This is a genomic window from Domibacillus sp. PGB-M46, assembly GCF_022668875.1.
GTDB lineage: Bacteria > Bacillota > Bacilli > Bacillales > Domibacillaceae > Domibacillus.
Genome location: NZ_JAKGCR010000032.1, coordinates 1 through 13,481, shown reverse-complemented (window position 1 = coordinate 13,481; position 13,481 = coordinate 1). Strand labels below are relative to the sequence as shown.

Genomic DNA, 13,481 nt, shown 5'->3' with positions numbered 1-13,481 from the left:
TTATACCAAATAATATAACGCTTTCATTTTTCGAACAATGGTAAATAAAATCGGAAAAGGGGTAATATATTGTTCTCACTCCCAGATGATCCTCACCATAGTTTTGTTTATCACCATTCAAAGGAACCTTTAACAGATTCAGCCCGCATTGCTTCGATCGGCTTTGAAAAACGCACCTCCACCGATTACTATTGGGACGGGCGCATGCGGCCGAACGACCATAATACGTTTATTTTTCAATATACCGTAAAGGGCTGGGGAGAAATCCAGGTCGGAGACCAGACGATGGCGGTCCGGCCGGGGCAAGCCTTTATCGTAGAGGTTCCAAGTAACCATTGCTACTACCTTCCATCAGAAAGTCCAGAATGGGAGTTTTTCTTTATTACACTGGAAGGAAAGAAAGCAAAAGAGTGCTGGACTCAGTTAACAAACGAACTGGGCCCGATTGTTCAGCTCGAAGACGCCGCCCCACTTGTTTTTTTGCTGCAGAAAATCTATCAATTTGCTCTGAAAGAAGGTATTGAAGACACGTTTACCTCTTCTGCCCGCGCGTACGAATTTATTATGGGACTATACCGGTTTGCCAAAGGACTGGACCAGCCAAAAGCAAGCATTCCGGATGACATTCGGGCAGCCCTGCAGTTTATGGCCTCCCATTACGACCAGCCGCTGTCTCTTGATGAGATTGCCCATCATGCGGGGCTTTCCAAGTACTACTTTACAAACAAGTTTCAAAAATATATGAACACAACGCCCATTCAGCACTTGGCTAAAGTCCGCATGCAAAAAGCGATGGAGCTATTAACGACCACGAACAAAACTATTCATGAAATCGCTCTTCAAACCGGCTATGACAATGCGAACTATTTCAGCAAGGTATTTAAAAAAATGATTGGCATGTCTGCTGACAGCTTCCGCCGTGACAAAAAAATGACAGACTTTCAGCACGTTATTATCGATTAAGCAAAAAAAAGCTGCTCGCAATAGCGGAGCAGCTTTTTTATTTTCGCTTGAATGGCCACCAGACTCCCTGGTTAAAGGAGACGGTTACGGCCGGAATGAGCAGCGGCAGAACAATGAGTCCATACAGGAGAAGCCCTGTAATCACAATTGTTGCGATTTGAACTAGGCTGAGCACACCAGACGGCATCATCGCGCCAAAGGTGCCGGCCAAAATAATCGCGGCCGTAATAATCACGGTACCCATTTTGGCCATGGACACAGACATCGCCTGCTGAACGCTGACACCATCCCTCGCTTCTTCCCGGAAACGGTCAAGAAGGAAAATGGAATAGTCAATACCGAGCGCAACTAGCATCACAAATCCGAAAAACGGAACAGCCCAGCTGACGCCGTCATAGCCAAGACCGTTTATAAAAATTAATTCTGCTGCAGCAACGGATGTATAATACGTTAAAAGCAGCGAACCGATCATGTAAAGCGGCATAATAACTGAACGGAACAGCAGCGTCAGCACAACAAACAAACTGGCAAGCATAATGATTACTGTACGGCTGAAATCATTCGATGAAATATCTTTTAAATCACTATTTACACTGGAAATGCCGCTGTAAGCAAATGTTGCTCCTTCAAACGGGGTGTCAATGGATGCCCGTTTCATTGCCCGCTTCACTTCTTCAATGCTGTCAATCGCTTGAGGAGAATACGGGTCTTCAGACAGCACTACTTCCAGCTTAATCGTTTTTTCGTCATTTAATGTATAGCGGTCGAGCACATCTTTAAATTCTTTTCTTTCCAATGTGCCGTCAGGAATATAGATACCGGTATCATGGACACTTTTCGATTGGCTCATGGACCGGGTCGTCTGAGCGGCTTTTGTAAGACCTTGTGCAATCTCTGCCAGCCCATCGTTTGCATCTCCTACTCCAGAGGCAAGCTGGGATAGTCCTCCGCCAAGCTGGCCGACCTGGCCGGCAGTTCCTTCAAGGTCTCCTGCCGCTGCATTGATTCCCTGGCCGATTTTGCCAAGCTGCTGCTGCACAGCTCCAAGCTGGGCAGCTGCCTGCTCTGCATTGCCCGACTGCTCCATGCCGGCAGAAATACGGCCGATCTGTTCGTTGACCTGCCCGATGCCCGATGCTGCCTGCTGCAGCCCTTCTGCACCAGAAGCAGCTTCACTTCCAGATGGAATCTGTCCCTCTGCCTGTGTTAACCCGTTTTGAATATCCGCAAGGCCATCCTGCACTTGCAGCAGGCCGTCCCGCGCGTCCACAAGACCATCTGTCAGTGTGCCCAGCTGGTTATCCACATATAGCTCATCGAGCGCTTCACCTGTTGGCCGGGTAAGGGTCCGCACCGACTTTACACCATCGACTTTTAAAATATCTTTACTAATGGATTCAAGATACGGAACCGTTTCTTCAGTTGCCATATCTTCCTTTCCGCTTATCAGCACGGTAACTGGAAGTGAATCGCCGTTGCCAAACCCTTCTGCAATCGCATCCAGTCCTTTCACAGATTCATAGTTACTGCCAATCTCATCTACCGTGTTAAACGAAAGCTTTCCGTCATACGTAAACAGAAGCGGTACGGTAATAACGGCAACAACAAGCATAGAAAGAAGCGGACGGCGAACAGATAACCTGCTGAACCAGGCCCATAGCTTGCTGTCGTCATGGGAAGCAGACTTTTTCGACGGCCAAAACAGCTTTTCTTTTAAAACAGCCATAAAAAACGGCACAAGGGTAAACAGCACAACAATAAGCACGGCAATTCCCACAGCCACGCCGACCGCTGACTTGAAAATCGGGAAATCCGCAAAGCCGATCGCCGAAAAGCCGATAAAAACAGCAATGCCGCTGACCAAAAGTGTGCGTCCAGCTGTTTTATACGTATTCACGATTGAGTCTTCAACTGAATGACCTGCCTGCAGCTCTTCTTTGTACCGGCTGAGCAGCAAAATGCAATAATCTGTTCCAATTCCGAACAACACTGCGACAAGAAAAATCTGCGTGTAGTTCGAAACAGGAAACCCAAACCAGTCGATGAAAAATGCCACAAGTGACTGGCTCAGCAGGTAAGTAAAGCCGACAGCCGCAAGCGGAATAAGCGGTGTGACAATCGACCGGAAAACAGCTAAAAGCAGAACGAAAATCAATCCAACTGTAATGAGCTCTGTCCGCTTAAGCCCCTCCTGCGAGCTTTTATTGACATCATTATTGATGATGGCTTCACCTGTTACGTACGCAGTCAGATCATCCGGCAGCACTTCCGCGCGGATCTCATCAGCCAGGCGATTAATCTCATCCTGTGTTCCATCTACTGTAACCGGTACAAGAATGGTTTTTTGATCCTTTGATACAAGCTGCTTTTTTATTTCTTCACTTTCAAATGGATCCATCACATCTGTAATCGGACCGTCCATTTTCTCAAGGGATGCTACACTTTCGGCAATGGACTGCTGTGCCTGTTTCGTAAGCGGCTGATCCAGCTGGAAAACAAGCGAAATGGTTTCTTCTCCAGCTCCCGCCTGCTCAAGCAGGTCGGCTGCCCGCTGTGAATCTGCGTCACCCGGCAGCTGGAATGACCCCGCCTGTTCGGCCTGCTTGGATAAATTAGGCGCCAGTAAAAACAGGGCTGCCGTTAAAATGAGCAGGCTGACAAAAATCGGCCAGCGCCATTGAATGATCCTTCTCATCTATGATCCTCACCTATCTTTATAATTTCTTTTAGCTTGCGGAACATGTTCACAAACTGCTCCACTTCCTGCTCGTCAATATGGCTGGATAGGAGCGAAGAAATAAAGTTTGAAACACATTCCCTCGTTTTTTGAATAAATTCCCGGCCTTCCTCCGTCAGCTCCACCCATTTTGTCCGTTGATCGCTTTCTGATCTCACCATTTGAATCAGTCCTTTTTCCTCCAGCTTTTTCATGCGATTGGAAATAGCACTTTTATGCACCCCCTGCATCACCGCCAGGCTGCTCGATGTAATGGGTCCATGCTTTTCGATAATTTTCATCATTTGAATTTGTTCCGGTGAAAATTCATGCACAATCGGATCGTCAATCGACTTAAGGATTCGCTCGGTTCCGTAAACGATCACTTCCTCAAACAATTCCACCGCTTCACGCAGCTGTTTTTCCATATTGTTTACCCCCTAAACTTCCTGCATTTAGTTTAGAGGGTAAACGGTTATCCGTCAACAGATAAGGTATAATTTCTAGGAGGAGGGGATTTTTTATGAATATCAATGGATTAACCGCTTTATTTAGCAAGAAAGAACAGCACACCTATCTAATTGCGATTGATGGCGGGGGCGGGGCTGGAAAAAGCACGCTGGCCCGCGCCTTGCAGCAGTCACTTGGCAGCGAAGCCGTAATTGTTCATGCGGACGATTTTTATGCGCTGTCGAGCAGACGGAGCAGTGAAATCGGAGGCAGCTGGGATTTAAAGCGGCTCGAAAAACAGGTGTTAAAACCGCTCAGCCAAAACAAGCCGGCCCGGTACGAACGATATGACTGGGAAACGGATCAGCTTGCAGAAGCACACGATGTGCCGGCAGGCGGATTTGTAATTGTAGAAGGCTGCTATACAATGGTTCGGCCTCTTCTGCCTTACTATCACTTTAAAATATGGGTGGAAAGCCCGGAAGAACTCCGGCTCGAGCGCGGGATTGAGCGGGACGGCGAGGAAAAACGGCATCTTTGGGAGGAGTTGTGGATGCCGGCAGAGAAAGTGTATATGAGTGAACAAAACCCCGCTGGCTCTGCAAACGTTGTGGTCAGTGGAACAGGCGGAGATGATCTTACAATTCTTTCTGCCCTGAACTGAAACTTTTTACACGAACAAACCGTACATTTAGCTGATCATAAGGAGGATAAATCATGAACAATCACGAAATTGACTTTCAATTATTTGGCGATGATATGCAGTTTGTACAGGTGGAGCTTGATCCGCAGGAAACGGTTATCGCCGAAGCCGGCAGTTTGATGATGATGGACGATGGCATTCGAATGGAGACCATTTTTGGCGATGGCTCCTCAAACCGCGGCAGCGGCTTGATGGGCAAGCTGCTCGGCGCAGGGAAACGTATGCTGACAGGCGAAAGCTTGTTTATGACGACCTTTACCAATGAAGGCAGCGGCAAAAAACATGTTTCATTCGCTTCACCGTACCCTGGGAAAATCGTTCCCATGGATTTAAGTGAACATCAAGGCAAGATTATCTGCCAAAAAGACGCGTTTCTGGCAGCAGCAAAAGGCGTATCAATAGGCATTGAACTGCAGCGCAAGCTCGGCACCGGTTTTTTCGGTGGTGAAGGCTTTATTATGCAGAAGCTTGAAGGCGACGGAATGGCATTTGTTCATGCTGGCGGAACAATTTATGAAAAAACCCTTGCTCCGGGCGAATTGATTCGTTTAGATACGGGCTGCCTTGTCGCTATGACTGGTGATGTTGATTACAATATTGAAGCAGTTGGCGGTGTAAAAACAGCCCTCTTTGGCGGTGAAGGCTTGTTCCTTGCGACGCTTCGGGGACCTGGGACGGTATGGATACAGTCTCTTCCATTCAGCCGCTTGGCCAGCCGTGTTTTTGCGGCAATGCCGCAAAACGGCGGATCAAAGGGTGAGGGCGGACTGTCCGGCCTGTTTGACTTTATCGGCGGCGACGACGACTAATCCTGAACTAAAAGGCCGGTGTTCCCAATCGGGAGCACCGGCCTTTTTGCTTTACGTCTCACTGAATGTCTTCGTTATGATATAAATGAGGAACGCTTACTTTGCCCGCTTTCTTCACCTTGATCCCCTGATTATCAAAACGGGCTTTTTCATAAATGGCCGTTCCAACAATTTCACCCACGTCCTGAAGTTTTTCTTTACTAATTTTATCGATTGTATCATCCGGCGTATGATACCAAGGCTCCGCCGGATCGTGAATAAACAGAGCAGCAGGAACCCCCGCTTCCGCGAATGGAACATGATCGCTGCGGCCGCCTTCAAGATAAGGGATTGCTTCTCCATTCAAGCGCGTGCTCGATGCCTGTGCCAGCTCAGTTACCAGATTGGGTTCACCATCCGCTGTCATCATCACCAAATCACCGGCATCTCTGCTTCCGACCATGTCTAAATTAAAATTCGCGATCATGCGCGAAACTTCTTCTTCCGGCAGCCCGTCTACATAGTACTCGGAACCAAGCAGCCCGACTTCTTCTGCTCCGAATGTAATAAAGCGAAGCTCCGTATCGGTTGGAATATCTTTAAACAACCGAGCGAGCTCCAGCGTCATGGCCGACCCGGACGCATCATCGTTTGCACCGGGAGCGCCCGGTACAGAATCATGGTGAGCACCAACGACGATAATGTCATTCGTTGCTTTGGTTTGATTTGCTGGCTTTTTCACCGCGATCACATTATGCGAGGTTTTTTCGTCAACGCTTGCTCCTTCAACGGTCAGGGAAGCCGTCAGTGTTTCCGCTGCTGCTTTCGCAGCAAGCGCTTCTCCTTCGGCTTTTGTTAAAGAAACAGCCGGAACGTATGCATCATTCGCTTCTCCTAATGTTCCATTTAGGGCACCATCCGTATTGTTATAGATAATCACGCCGGCAGCGCCCTTTTCGGCTGCATTAAGCACTTTTTCGGCAAAACTAATTTCTCCGCGCTGAATAAGAGCGATTTTCCCCGTCAAACTCAAGTCCGCAAGCTCTTCTTTTTTACCAAGACCGGCCACCGCCAGCTCTCCTGTGATGCTGCCGCTCACTGTGTATGTAAAAGCAGAGGGTGTAAATGTGTCATCGAAGCCTTCGATGGAGAGAGAAATAGATTCCGGCTCCGTGTAGCTTAAAAACGTAAAAGGCTGAATCTCTGTTTCATAACCGTAGGATTGAAACTGGGATTGAATGTATTGAACTGCTTTTTCTTCTGATTCTGTCCCAGCAATGCGAGGTTCTTTCGATAAATAATCAATGTTTTGATACACATTTTCCACGTTGAAATGTTGAACAACCTTACGATCCAAAACATTCACCGGCTGCTGCGCATAAACAGGTTTAACCTGGACTGCTGCAGTTTGAAAACTAAATGTACCGGCTGTGATAGCAGCGGCTATTGTCAGCTTTAAAACAGGTTTTTTCATCTTCGAACCTCCTTCTGAAAGTTACTATTATTTTAAAATAGTCTTGTTTTTTCTGAAAAGAGGAATTATTCTCATTATTTGCATATGATTCCATAGATTACAAGTTCTCATTAAAAGAGAAAGAGGATTTTGACGGAAATCGTTTCTTTTTATTCAGCTTGCTTGTATCTATTCCCCCATGTCTTTTACATTATTTTACTTACCCTTAACTGGGGAATAAGTAAAAGGTGTGTCTAAATGTAAACATATACTGTCACAATCTTTTAAAAATGGGAATCGAATTTGAATTTCAGCATTTTATAACAATTTTGTGAAAAAATCTACATTAACAACTCAATTCTCTTACTTATCAAATAGAGGAGTGTTTTAGGATGATTGAAATCAGAGGCAATAAAGTCGTTCTTATTGGTACAGGTGCAGTGGGATCAAGCTATGCGTTTTCCATGTTAAACCAGGGTGTATGCGATGAGCTTGTTCTGATTGATTTAAATGAACAAAAATCAAAGGGCGATGTGATGGATTTAAATCACGGCGTCCTCTATGCTCCTACTTCTACAAAAGTAAGCTTTGGTAAATATAAAGACTGCGTGGACGCAGCTCTCGTCGTGATCTGCGCAGGCGCTAACCAGAAGCCCGGTGAAACACGCCTTGAACTGGTTGAAAAAAACATGGCGATTTTTAAAAATATTGTTGGTGAAGTAATGGCTTCCGGCTTTGATGGCATTTTTTTGATTGCTACAAACCCAGTGGATATTTTAACGTATGCGACGTGGAAATTTTCCGGCCTGCCAAAAGAGCGTGTCATCGGCTCTGGCACAATCTTAGATACGGCCCGCTTCCGTTACCTGCTTGGCGAAAACTTCGGTGTTGCGCTGCACAGCGTTCATGCATCTATTATTGGCGAGCATGGCGATACCGAAGTAGCCGTTTGGAGCAGCGCCAACATTGCGGGGATTCCACTGAAAGACTACCTCGCGCGGGATGAGCATGAAAACCCGGAAGAAAAAATGAAGGAAATTGCCGTACAGGTTCGAGATGCGGCGTATAAAATTATTGAAGCAAAAGGCTCTACTTACTACGGAATTGCAATGGGGCTTACTCGCATTTCCCGGGCAATCCTGCAAAATCAGGACGTCGTGCTGACTGTCTCTGCTCTTCTCGAAGGAGAGTTTGGCCATCATGATGTTTATATCGGCGTACCGGCTGTCATTAACCGCTATGGTGTCCGGGATGTAGTGGAGATTCCACTTAGTGAACGTGAAAAAGAGTTATTTGATCATAGCGTGCAGACATTGAAAAAAGTTCAGGAGCCATTTTGGAAAGAATAATGCACGAAAAAAGCGAAAGCCCTATTTTTTCAACAGGCTTTCGCTTTCTACTTGAATGGAGCTGGCATAAACAAGACCGCTGTGCCGGTGGTTTTTTAAAAACGGCGCGTGGGCAGGTTTCACTCCTACGATTCGAATGTTCGCATCAAGTAAGAGCAGAATGTCAACGAGTTGGTTAAACTGCTCAATACCAGACAGTGTAATCAAATCCACTGCTGTAAAATCGATGTACAGGTATTCATAATTCCCATCGTAAAAACGTTGTGATAATGCATCTTTTGTTTGTTCCATCAGGGCGGAGTCCAAATCGCCAAACATTGGAATGAGTGCTGTCGTGCTGCTCAGCGCAATGAGCGGAGCAGAGCGCTCCTTCATTTTAATGAGCGCGGCTTCGGCTTCTTCTTTTTTTTCAAGAAGCTGAAAATCGGCCTCGGCAAGCCTCATCTGCTGCTGGTGCACCATTTTCTCCAAACGGGCGAGCCGGCGGTCAAGCCCGACACACTGCAGATACCCTTCATGCTCGTCCCATTGAACGGACACTGAAAAAGCTTCGGGCTTTAACCCAACAGTTAACAGAGCCAGTTCAATGGTTGTTGATTGTTCTTGCAGTTTTGTTAATTTCCGCTGGCTTCCTTCATCTACGATCGATTCCAAATTCCGCTGGTTCCCGAACCGGCGTTGTGCCGATTCGGAACATTCAAGAACATTCAGCTTTCGATCTACTCGAAAAGTCGGCAGCGGCATAGACTTAAGATGCCCCACTTGCTTTCCCCTCGCTTTGATCATTCATCCAGTCAGTTAACTTTTTATAATCCCTTATAAAAAGCGTGTTCGGCGTGCAATAAGGTGATAAATCATATATGGATAAAAGACGGCTTCCCACAATGATTTTTGGGCGGAACGGCAAGGACTCCAATGCTTCCGCATATGATTTCAAGACCGGTACATGATACAAAATCGTGACAGATAAACAAATCACATCCGGTTTCCACTTTTCTGCAGCAGAAACGGCGTGTTCAAGCGGTAAATTCGCCCCCATCATCCGCACTTTCCAGCCATTTTCTTCAAACAGCAGCGATGCCATCCGCATGCCAAGCGTGTGCTGCTCTTCTTCTACACATAAAAACATTACTTTACGGCTGGACGTTTTTCGTTTCGCTTGTGCATGAAAACGGGAAATCATAAAATCACATGTAGCCGTTGCTAAATGTTCATCTGCCACAGAGATATCATCCTGTTCCCACAGAAACCCGATATGCTGCATCGCCCCACCGACGATAGACTGGTAAATATCGACCGACGTCCACCCTTTTTCGCGAAGATCACATAAAAAAGCAAAGCTTGCATCCACATCGCCATCAAGCAGCAGATGGGCTAGTTTCGCTGCTTCTGTGTTCATTTCGCTTCCCTTCTTTCAATATCGGCTATCGCCTCTGTCAAAACCGTGCGGTAAAATAACGCCTCATCGGAATTCTCTTCCTCCAAAACATGGTAGATTCGTTTAAAATTATCGATCACATGCGCCGCTTTCATTCCACGTGAAACGAGCAGATTCGTCAGCCAATGTGCATAGTCAATGAAAAACTGTCCATGTTGAAGCGTAAAAGCCGTTTTTAAATGGTGAAAATGGTGATGATTGTCTTCGCGGCATTTTACTTTCCCATACTCACCAAATCGTTCCTCGAGTTCTGGATAATCACGGTACATTCCATTCATAATTATATCAATACACTGGTCAATCCGGCTTTGATTCATGTAGCTACCACACGGTACTTTTGCACTTTTGGGACGATCGAAGCGAGCTCCTGATCCGGGTAATTCTTTTCTAGATCGTGCACTTTTTGAAAAGCTTCGCTTGTTACCCATTTCATATAAGCCTCTTTTGATTCCCAGACGAGCTGAACGGTTAATTCAGATGGGCGCTTTTCATTTTGCAGCAGCCCGAAAGATACAAAGCCTTCATACTCGTCTACAAGCTTGGACCGGTTTTGATAAATAGAAATGGTTTCATCAATCTTATCCGGCGGCACGTTGACAATAGAATGAACAATATAGCTCATAAAATATCACATACCCGTCCAACTTGCCCATCTTCAAGACGGACTTTAATGCCATGCGGATGAAAACTGGATTTTGTTAAAATGTCTTTGACCGTACCGCTTGTTTTATTACCCGTCCGCTGGTCCTTCTTTAAAATGATGTTGACCTTCAAGCCGGGTTTAATCTCACTCCTGTTTTGTCCGTTCATCACTCATACCCCTCTTTGTTCCAGTTATTAGTACTAGTATAAAGGTTTTTGTTTCAATAATCGAAGAAAAACGGCTCAAACCTCTAGAAACAAAGAAAAGAGACAGGTTATACCTGTCTCGAAGTGTAGACAAATTTAGAAAGCAGGCAAGCGGCTTTTCAGGAAGCATCACTTTTTAAAAAGGGCCTATAGGGAAGCCGCCCGCCGCCTTATCATCTTTTATCCAACCAGCCGCACTCCCTGCTTGCCAAAGAAATAAAGGGATATGCTGACAAACGATTTTACTTGCTTGCTGTCCGGCAGTTTGTTTACCTGTTTGCTCAAAGCGGGTATTATAATAATTGCCAAAGCAACAGAACATCATTGTTTTTGAATAGGGTTTTTATTGGATAGATGAACGTGCAAAAAGGAGGATTTATATGAAACAGGCTCGTCATTTAACGGTTTCTGGAAAAGTACAGGGAGTTGGTTTTCGCTATTTTGCCCAAATGACTGCTGCCGATCATGGTGTTTCCGGCTGGGTGAAAAACCTTGATAATGGCACAGTCGCTGTTCATGCAGAGGGTTCCCTGGCAGAGCTGGACGCCTTTATAGCAGATTTAAAAAAAGGAAACCACTTTGCAAAGGTTCATCATATTGAAGAGGAACGTGTACCGCTGGAGTCTCTTACTTCCTTTCGAATCAAGTATTGACACTCTTTTTTTCCGTTGCTATGATTAAACAAGTATTTTTGGTAATTGTTTTCCTAAAAACCTAGTAAATAGATCGAAAATGGAAAAAAGGAGACTGTTGTGATGTATCGGTTGTTCTTTGGACCGCTTTTGTTTTTGCTTCTTTTAATTATTAAATCTCCCTTGTTTCGGGGAACTCGTATAGATGCGTCCTATGGTGCGATGATTATGGCCATTGGCATTTTCTCAATTGGGGTTTTCCCCCAGCTTCATATTCCGCTCGTACTGCCTTCCTATTTGATTGATGCAGTGCTTTTTTTTATTTGGCTGTTTTTAATTTTTTCCTTTATGAAAGCAGCACTGAGGGGTGTTTTTCGAAAGCGGTATTTAACCCATCCCGTCCAGAGCTTTGCCGTTGGCACATGGGTAGCCGCTACATCGATTTTATGCCTGGTTTTATTTCATCAATTCCCCTTTTTACAGCCGGTTATTTTCACTGTTGCCCTCTTGAATACAGGACTTTGGGCGTTTTATATGGTGCTCTGTCTGAAAAGTTACAAGGTGATCCTTTCCGCTAAGTATTATACACGGATTCACGGCATTGTTTTTTTATCGACAGTGAGTACACAATCACTTGTGATACTATGTAATACCCTGTTTCAAACACCGTTTTTGCAGTTACTCAGCCGATTTGTGATTGCCGGCGGATTGTTCCTTTATTTTTTAAATCTCGTTCTTGTTATAATCCGCTTTCAGCGTTTTCGACGGGGAGATATTCTCGATGGCTGGAAAAATACGAATTGTATCATTCACGGTGCCATGTCTATTTCAGGTATAGCAGCGATTGTTTCAGGAGCTTTTACACGTGAAGTTATACTCGTGATGTGGATATGGGCAGCTTTATTATTTTTCATTATTGAAAGCATTGAGTTATGGCGTATGGCTGCCCGTCTTCAAGCTTATTCTCTTCATGAAGCGATTGGCCGCTACCATGTTTCACAATGGGCACGTAATTTTACACTCGGCACATTTTACATGTTTACTATACATATTGATTTTACCCATGCACCTGCCCCGTTTGTGATGGTACAGCAGCTGATCGTTCAATCCGGCATTCCCGTTCTTATTCTACTTCTTCTGGCGGAATGTACACTGTTTTTCAAAGATTCACTTCCGTGGTCAGAAAGCCGGGATCACGTAAAACAGCGCGCCTAGTTGGACGCGCTGTTTTACACGACAATTTTGATCCAATCCTGATCGACGACGCTTTCTGCGCCCTGGTCAAATGTCAGCTTCGTTTTAAATCGATAAGATTCATCACGGCCTGGAACCGGCAGAACTTCTGGCAGCCGGAATGTAAACGGCACTTTGTTTAATTCTTCCGCAGCAATGGTGCGGCTGGATAGAATCGTGCGGCTTTCAATCGTTTTGCTTGTTTCATCCGCATGGTTTTCCAGCATCAAATCACAATCGATCCGGTTGATCCGCTGTTCAATCGTTCCTCCTTGAATTAAAAAGTAGGCTTCAATTTGTTCTCCAGGTCTGTACGTCTGCTTCGGCAGAACGAGGTCAATTTGAGCTGAGCCAATCCCCAGCAGTGACATATATTTTCGCAGCATCATAATCATGTTCCTCCACCCTTTTGTTTGGAATTAGTATGGTCAAATAAAATAGAAAAAAACCCTTACCGATGCCAGTAAAGGTTTTTTTCATAAAAAGAGACCTTTACCGGCTGGGTAAAGGTCTCACTAACAGCTTGCTGCTGCCGGAAAAGCCGAGAGTCAAGACTCTGAAATGACGACCAATCCGCTAAAGCTACTCCCCTTTAGGAGTTTTCGTTCGATTGTATAATCATATCATACTTGATTTCGTTTACCTTGTCCATTACTGGTTATTTCACCGCAATTTTCTCCGCAGCCGCTGCTTGTTCCACCACTGCTGCTACGCGTTCATGAACGGTCCGATCTAATGGATGCGGAACAAGATCACCCGGTTTTGTGCAGGATGCGATGGCTTCCGCTGCGGCAACCAGCATTGGGTGCGTGACATCATTTGCTCTTGCATTCAATACGCCTCTGAAAATACCCGGGAACCCTAGTACGTTGTTGACCGAGCGTCCGTCTGCCGCGTAAGCCGCTCC

16 protein-coding genes are annotated in these 13,481 nt (G+C 45.6%); 6 read left to right on the top strand and 10 right to left on the bottom strand.

What is annotated here, in order from left to right:
• The first annotated feature begins 69 nt into the window (after positions 1-69).
• Positions 70-963 carry an AraC family transcriptional regulator gene (locus L2D08_RS21635; protein WP_242237196.1) on the top strand — a complete coding sequence of 298 codons (894 nt, stop codon included), beginning with the start codon at positions 70-72 and terminating at the stop codon, positions 961-963.
• 37 nt (positions 964-1,000) lie between these two features.
• Here the strand turns inward: L2D08_RS21635 and L2D08_RS21630 are convergent, their stop codons facing one another.
• Both L2D08_RS21630 and L2D08_RS21625 read right to left on the bottom strand, forming a co-directional pair.
• Positions 1,001-3,658 carry an MMPL family transporter gene (locus L2D08_RS21630; protein ID WP_242237194.1) on the bottom strand — a complete coding sequence of 886 codons (2,658 nt, stop codon included), beginning with the start codon at positions 3,656-3,658 and terminating at the stop codon, positions 1,001-1,003.
• Positions 3,655-4,107, bottom strand: a complete 453-nt coding sequence (locus tag L2D08_RS21625) for a MarR family winged helix-turn-helix transcriptional regulator (RefSeq protein WP_242237192.1) — start codon at positions 4,105-4,107, stop codon at positions 3,655-3,657. The genes L2D08_RS21630 and L2D08_RS21625 overlap by 4 nt, the downstream gene beginning before the upstream one ends.
• 95 nt (positions 4,108-4,202) lie before the next feature.
• On the opposite strand from L2D08_RS21625, the gene L2D08_RS21620 reads away from it, so the two are divergent.
• The gene (locus L2D08_RS21620; protein WP_242237190.1) at positions 4,203-4,793 is read left to right on the top strand and encodes a uridine kinase family protein; all 591 of its coding nucleotides are present in this window, start codon (positions 4,203-4,205) and stop codon (positions 4,791-4,793) included.
• Between the two features lie 53 nt (positions 4,794-4,846).
• Positions 4,847-5,641 carry a TIGR00266 family protein gene (locus tag L2D08_RS21615; protein WP_242237187.1) on the top strand — a complete coding sequence of 265 codons (795 nt, stop codon included), beginning with the start codon at positions 4,847-4,849 and terminating at the stop codon, positions 5,639-5,641.
• Between the two features lie 58 nt (positions 5,642-5,699).
• On the opposite strand, the gene L2D08_RS21610 is transcribed toward L2D08_RS21615, so the two are convergent.
• On the bottom strand, positions 5,700-7,094 hold the full coding sequence (locus L2D08_RS21610) for a M28 family peptidase (protein WP_242237186.1): 1,395 nt from the start codon (positions 7,092-7,094) through the stop codon (positions 5,700-5,702).
• 371 nt (positions 7,095-7,465) lie between these two features.
• On the opposite strand from L2D08_RS21610, the gene L2D08_RS21605 reads away from it, so the two are divergent.
• Complete coding sequence (locus tag L2D08_RS21605; RefSeq protein WP_242237184.1) at positions 7,466-8,422, top strand: L-lactate dehydrogenase; 957 nt, start codon at positions 7,466-7,468, stop codon at positions 8,420-8,422.
• 21 nt (positions 8,423-8,443) lie between these two features.
• Here the strand turns inward: L2D08_RS21605 and L2D08_RS21600 are convergent, their stop codons facing one another.
• Genes L2D08_RS21600 through L2D08_RS21580 form a run of 5 tightly spaced genes read right to left on the bottom strand, consistent with a single transcriptional unit; the run spans position 8,444 to position 10,670 of the window.
• Complete coding sequence (locus tag L2D08_RS21600) at positions 8,444-9,184, bottom strand: STAS domain-containing protein (RefSeq protein WP_242237181.1); 741 nt, start codon at positions 9,182-9,184, stop codon at positions 8,444-8,446.
• The gene (locus L2D08_RS21595) at positions 9,171-9,821 is read right to left on the bottom strand and encodes a cobalamin B12-binding domain-containing protein (RefSeq protein ID WP_242237179.1); all 651 of its coding nucleotides are present in this window, start codon (positions 9,819-9,821) and stop codon (positions 9,171-9,173) included. The genes L2D08_RS21600 and L2D08_RS21595 overlap by 14 nt, the downstream gene beginning before the upstream one ends.
• Positions 9,818-10,177, bottom strand: coding sequence for a hypothetical protein (locus L2D08_RS21590; RefSeq protein ID WP_242237177.1), 360 nt, complete (start codon positions 10,175-10,177; stop codon positions 9,818-9,820). The genes L2D08_RS21595 and L2D08_RS21590 overlap by 4 nt, the downstream gene beginning before the upstream one ends.
• The gene (locus tag L2D08_RS21585; protein ID WP_242237175.1) at positions 10,174-10,482 is read right to left on the bottom strand and encodes an antibiotic biosynthesis monooxygenase family protein; all 309 of its coding nucleotides are present in this window, start codon (positions 10,480-10,482) and stop codon (positions 10,174-10,176) included. The genes L2D08_RS21590 and L2D08_RS21585 overlap by 4 nt, the downstream gene beginning before the upstream one ends.
• Entirely contained in the window at positions 10,479-10,670 is a 192-nt protein-coding gene (locus tag L2D08_RS21580; protein ID WP_242237172.1) for a YwbE family protein, read from the bottom strand. The genes L2D08_RS21585 and L2D08_RS21580 overlap by 4 nt, the downstream gene beginning before the upstream one ends.
• Before the next feature lie 419 nt (positions 10,671-11,089).
• On the opposite strand from L2D08_RS21580, the gene L2D08_RS21575 reads away from it, so the two are divergent.
• Positions 11,090-11,362, top strand: a complete 273-nt coding sequence (locus L2D08_RS21575) for an acylphosphatase (protein WP_242237170.1) — start codon at positions 11,090-11,092, stop codon at positions 11,360-11,362.
• A gap of 102 nt (positions 11,363-11,464) precedes the next feature.
• A complete protein-coding gene (locus L2D08_RS21570) occupies positions 11,465-12,556 on the top strand; it encodes an SLAC1 family transporter (protein ID WP_242237169.1) in 1,092 nt (363 codons plus the stop codon).
• Between the two features lie 14 nt (positions 12,557-12,570).
• Here the strand turns inward: L2D08_RS21570 and L2D08_RS21565 are convergent, their stop codons facing one another.
• Both L2D08_RS21565 and L2D08_RS21560 read right to left on the bottom strand, forming a co-directional pair.
• Positions 12,571-12,969, bottom strand: coding sequence for a sporulation protein (locus tag L2D08_RS21565; protein WP_242237167.1), 399 nt, complete (start codon positions 12,967-12,969; stop codon positions 12,571-12,573).
• Positions 12,970-13,232: 263 nt separating this feature from the next.
• Positions 13,233-13,481, bottom strand: a 249-nt coding sequence (locus L2D08_RS21560) for a malic enzyme-like NAD(P)-binding protein (RefSeq protein WP_304653945.1), incomplete at its 5' end; no start/stop codon positions are given.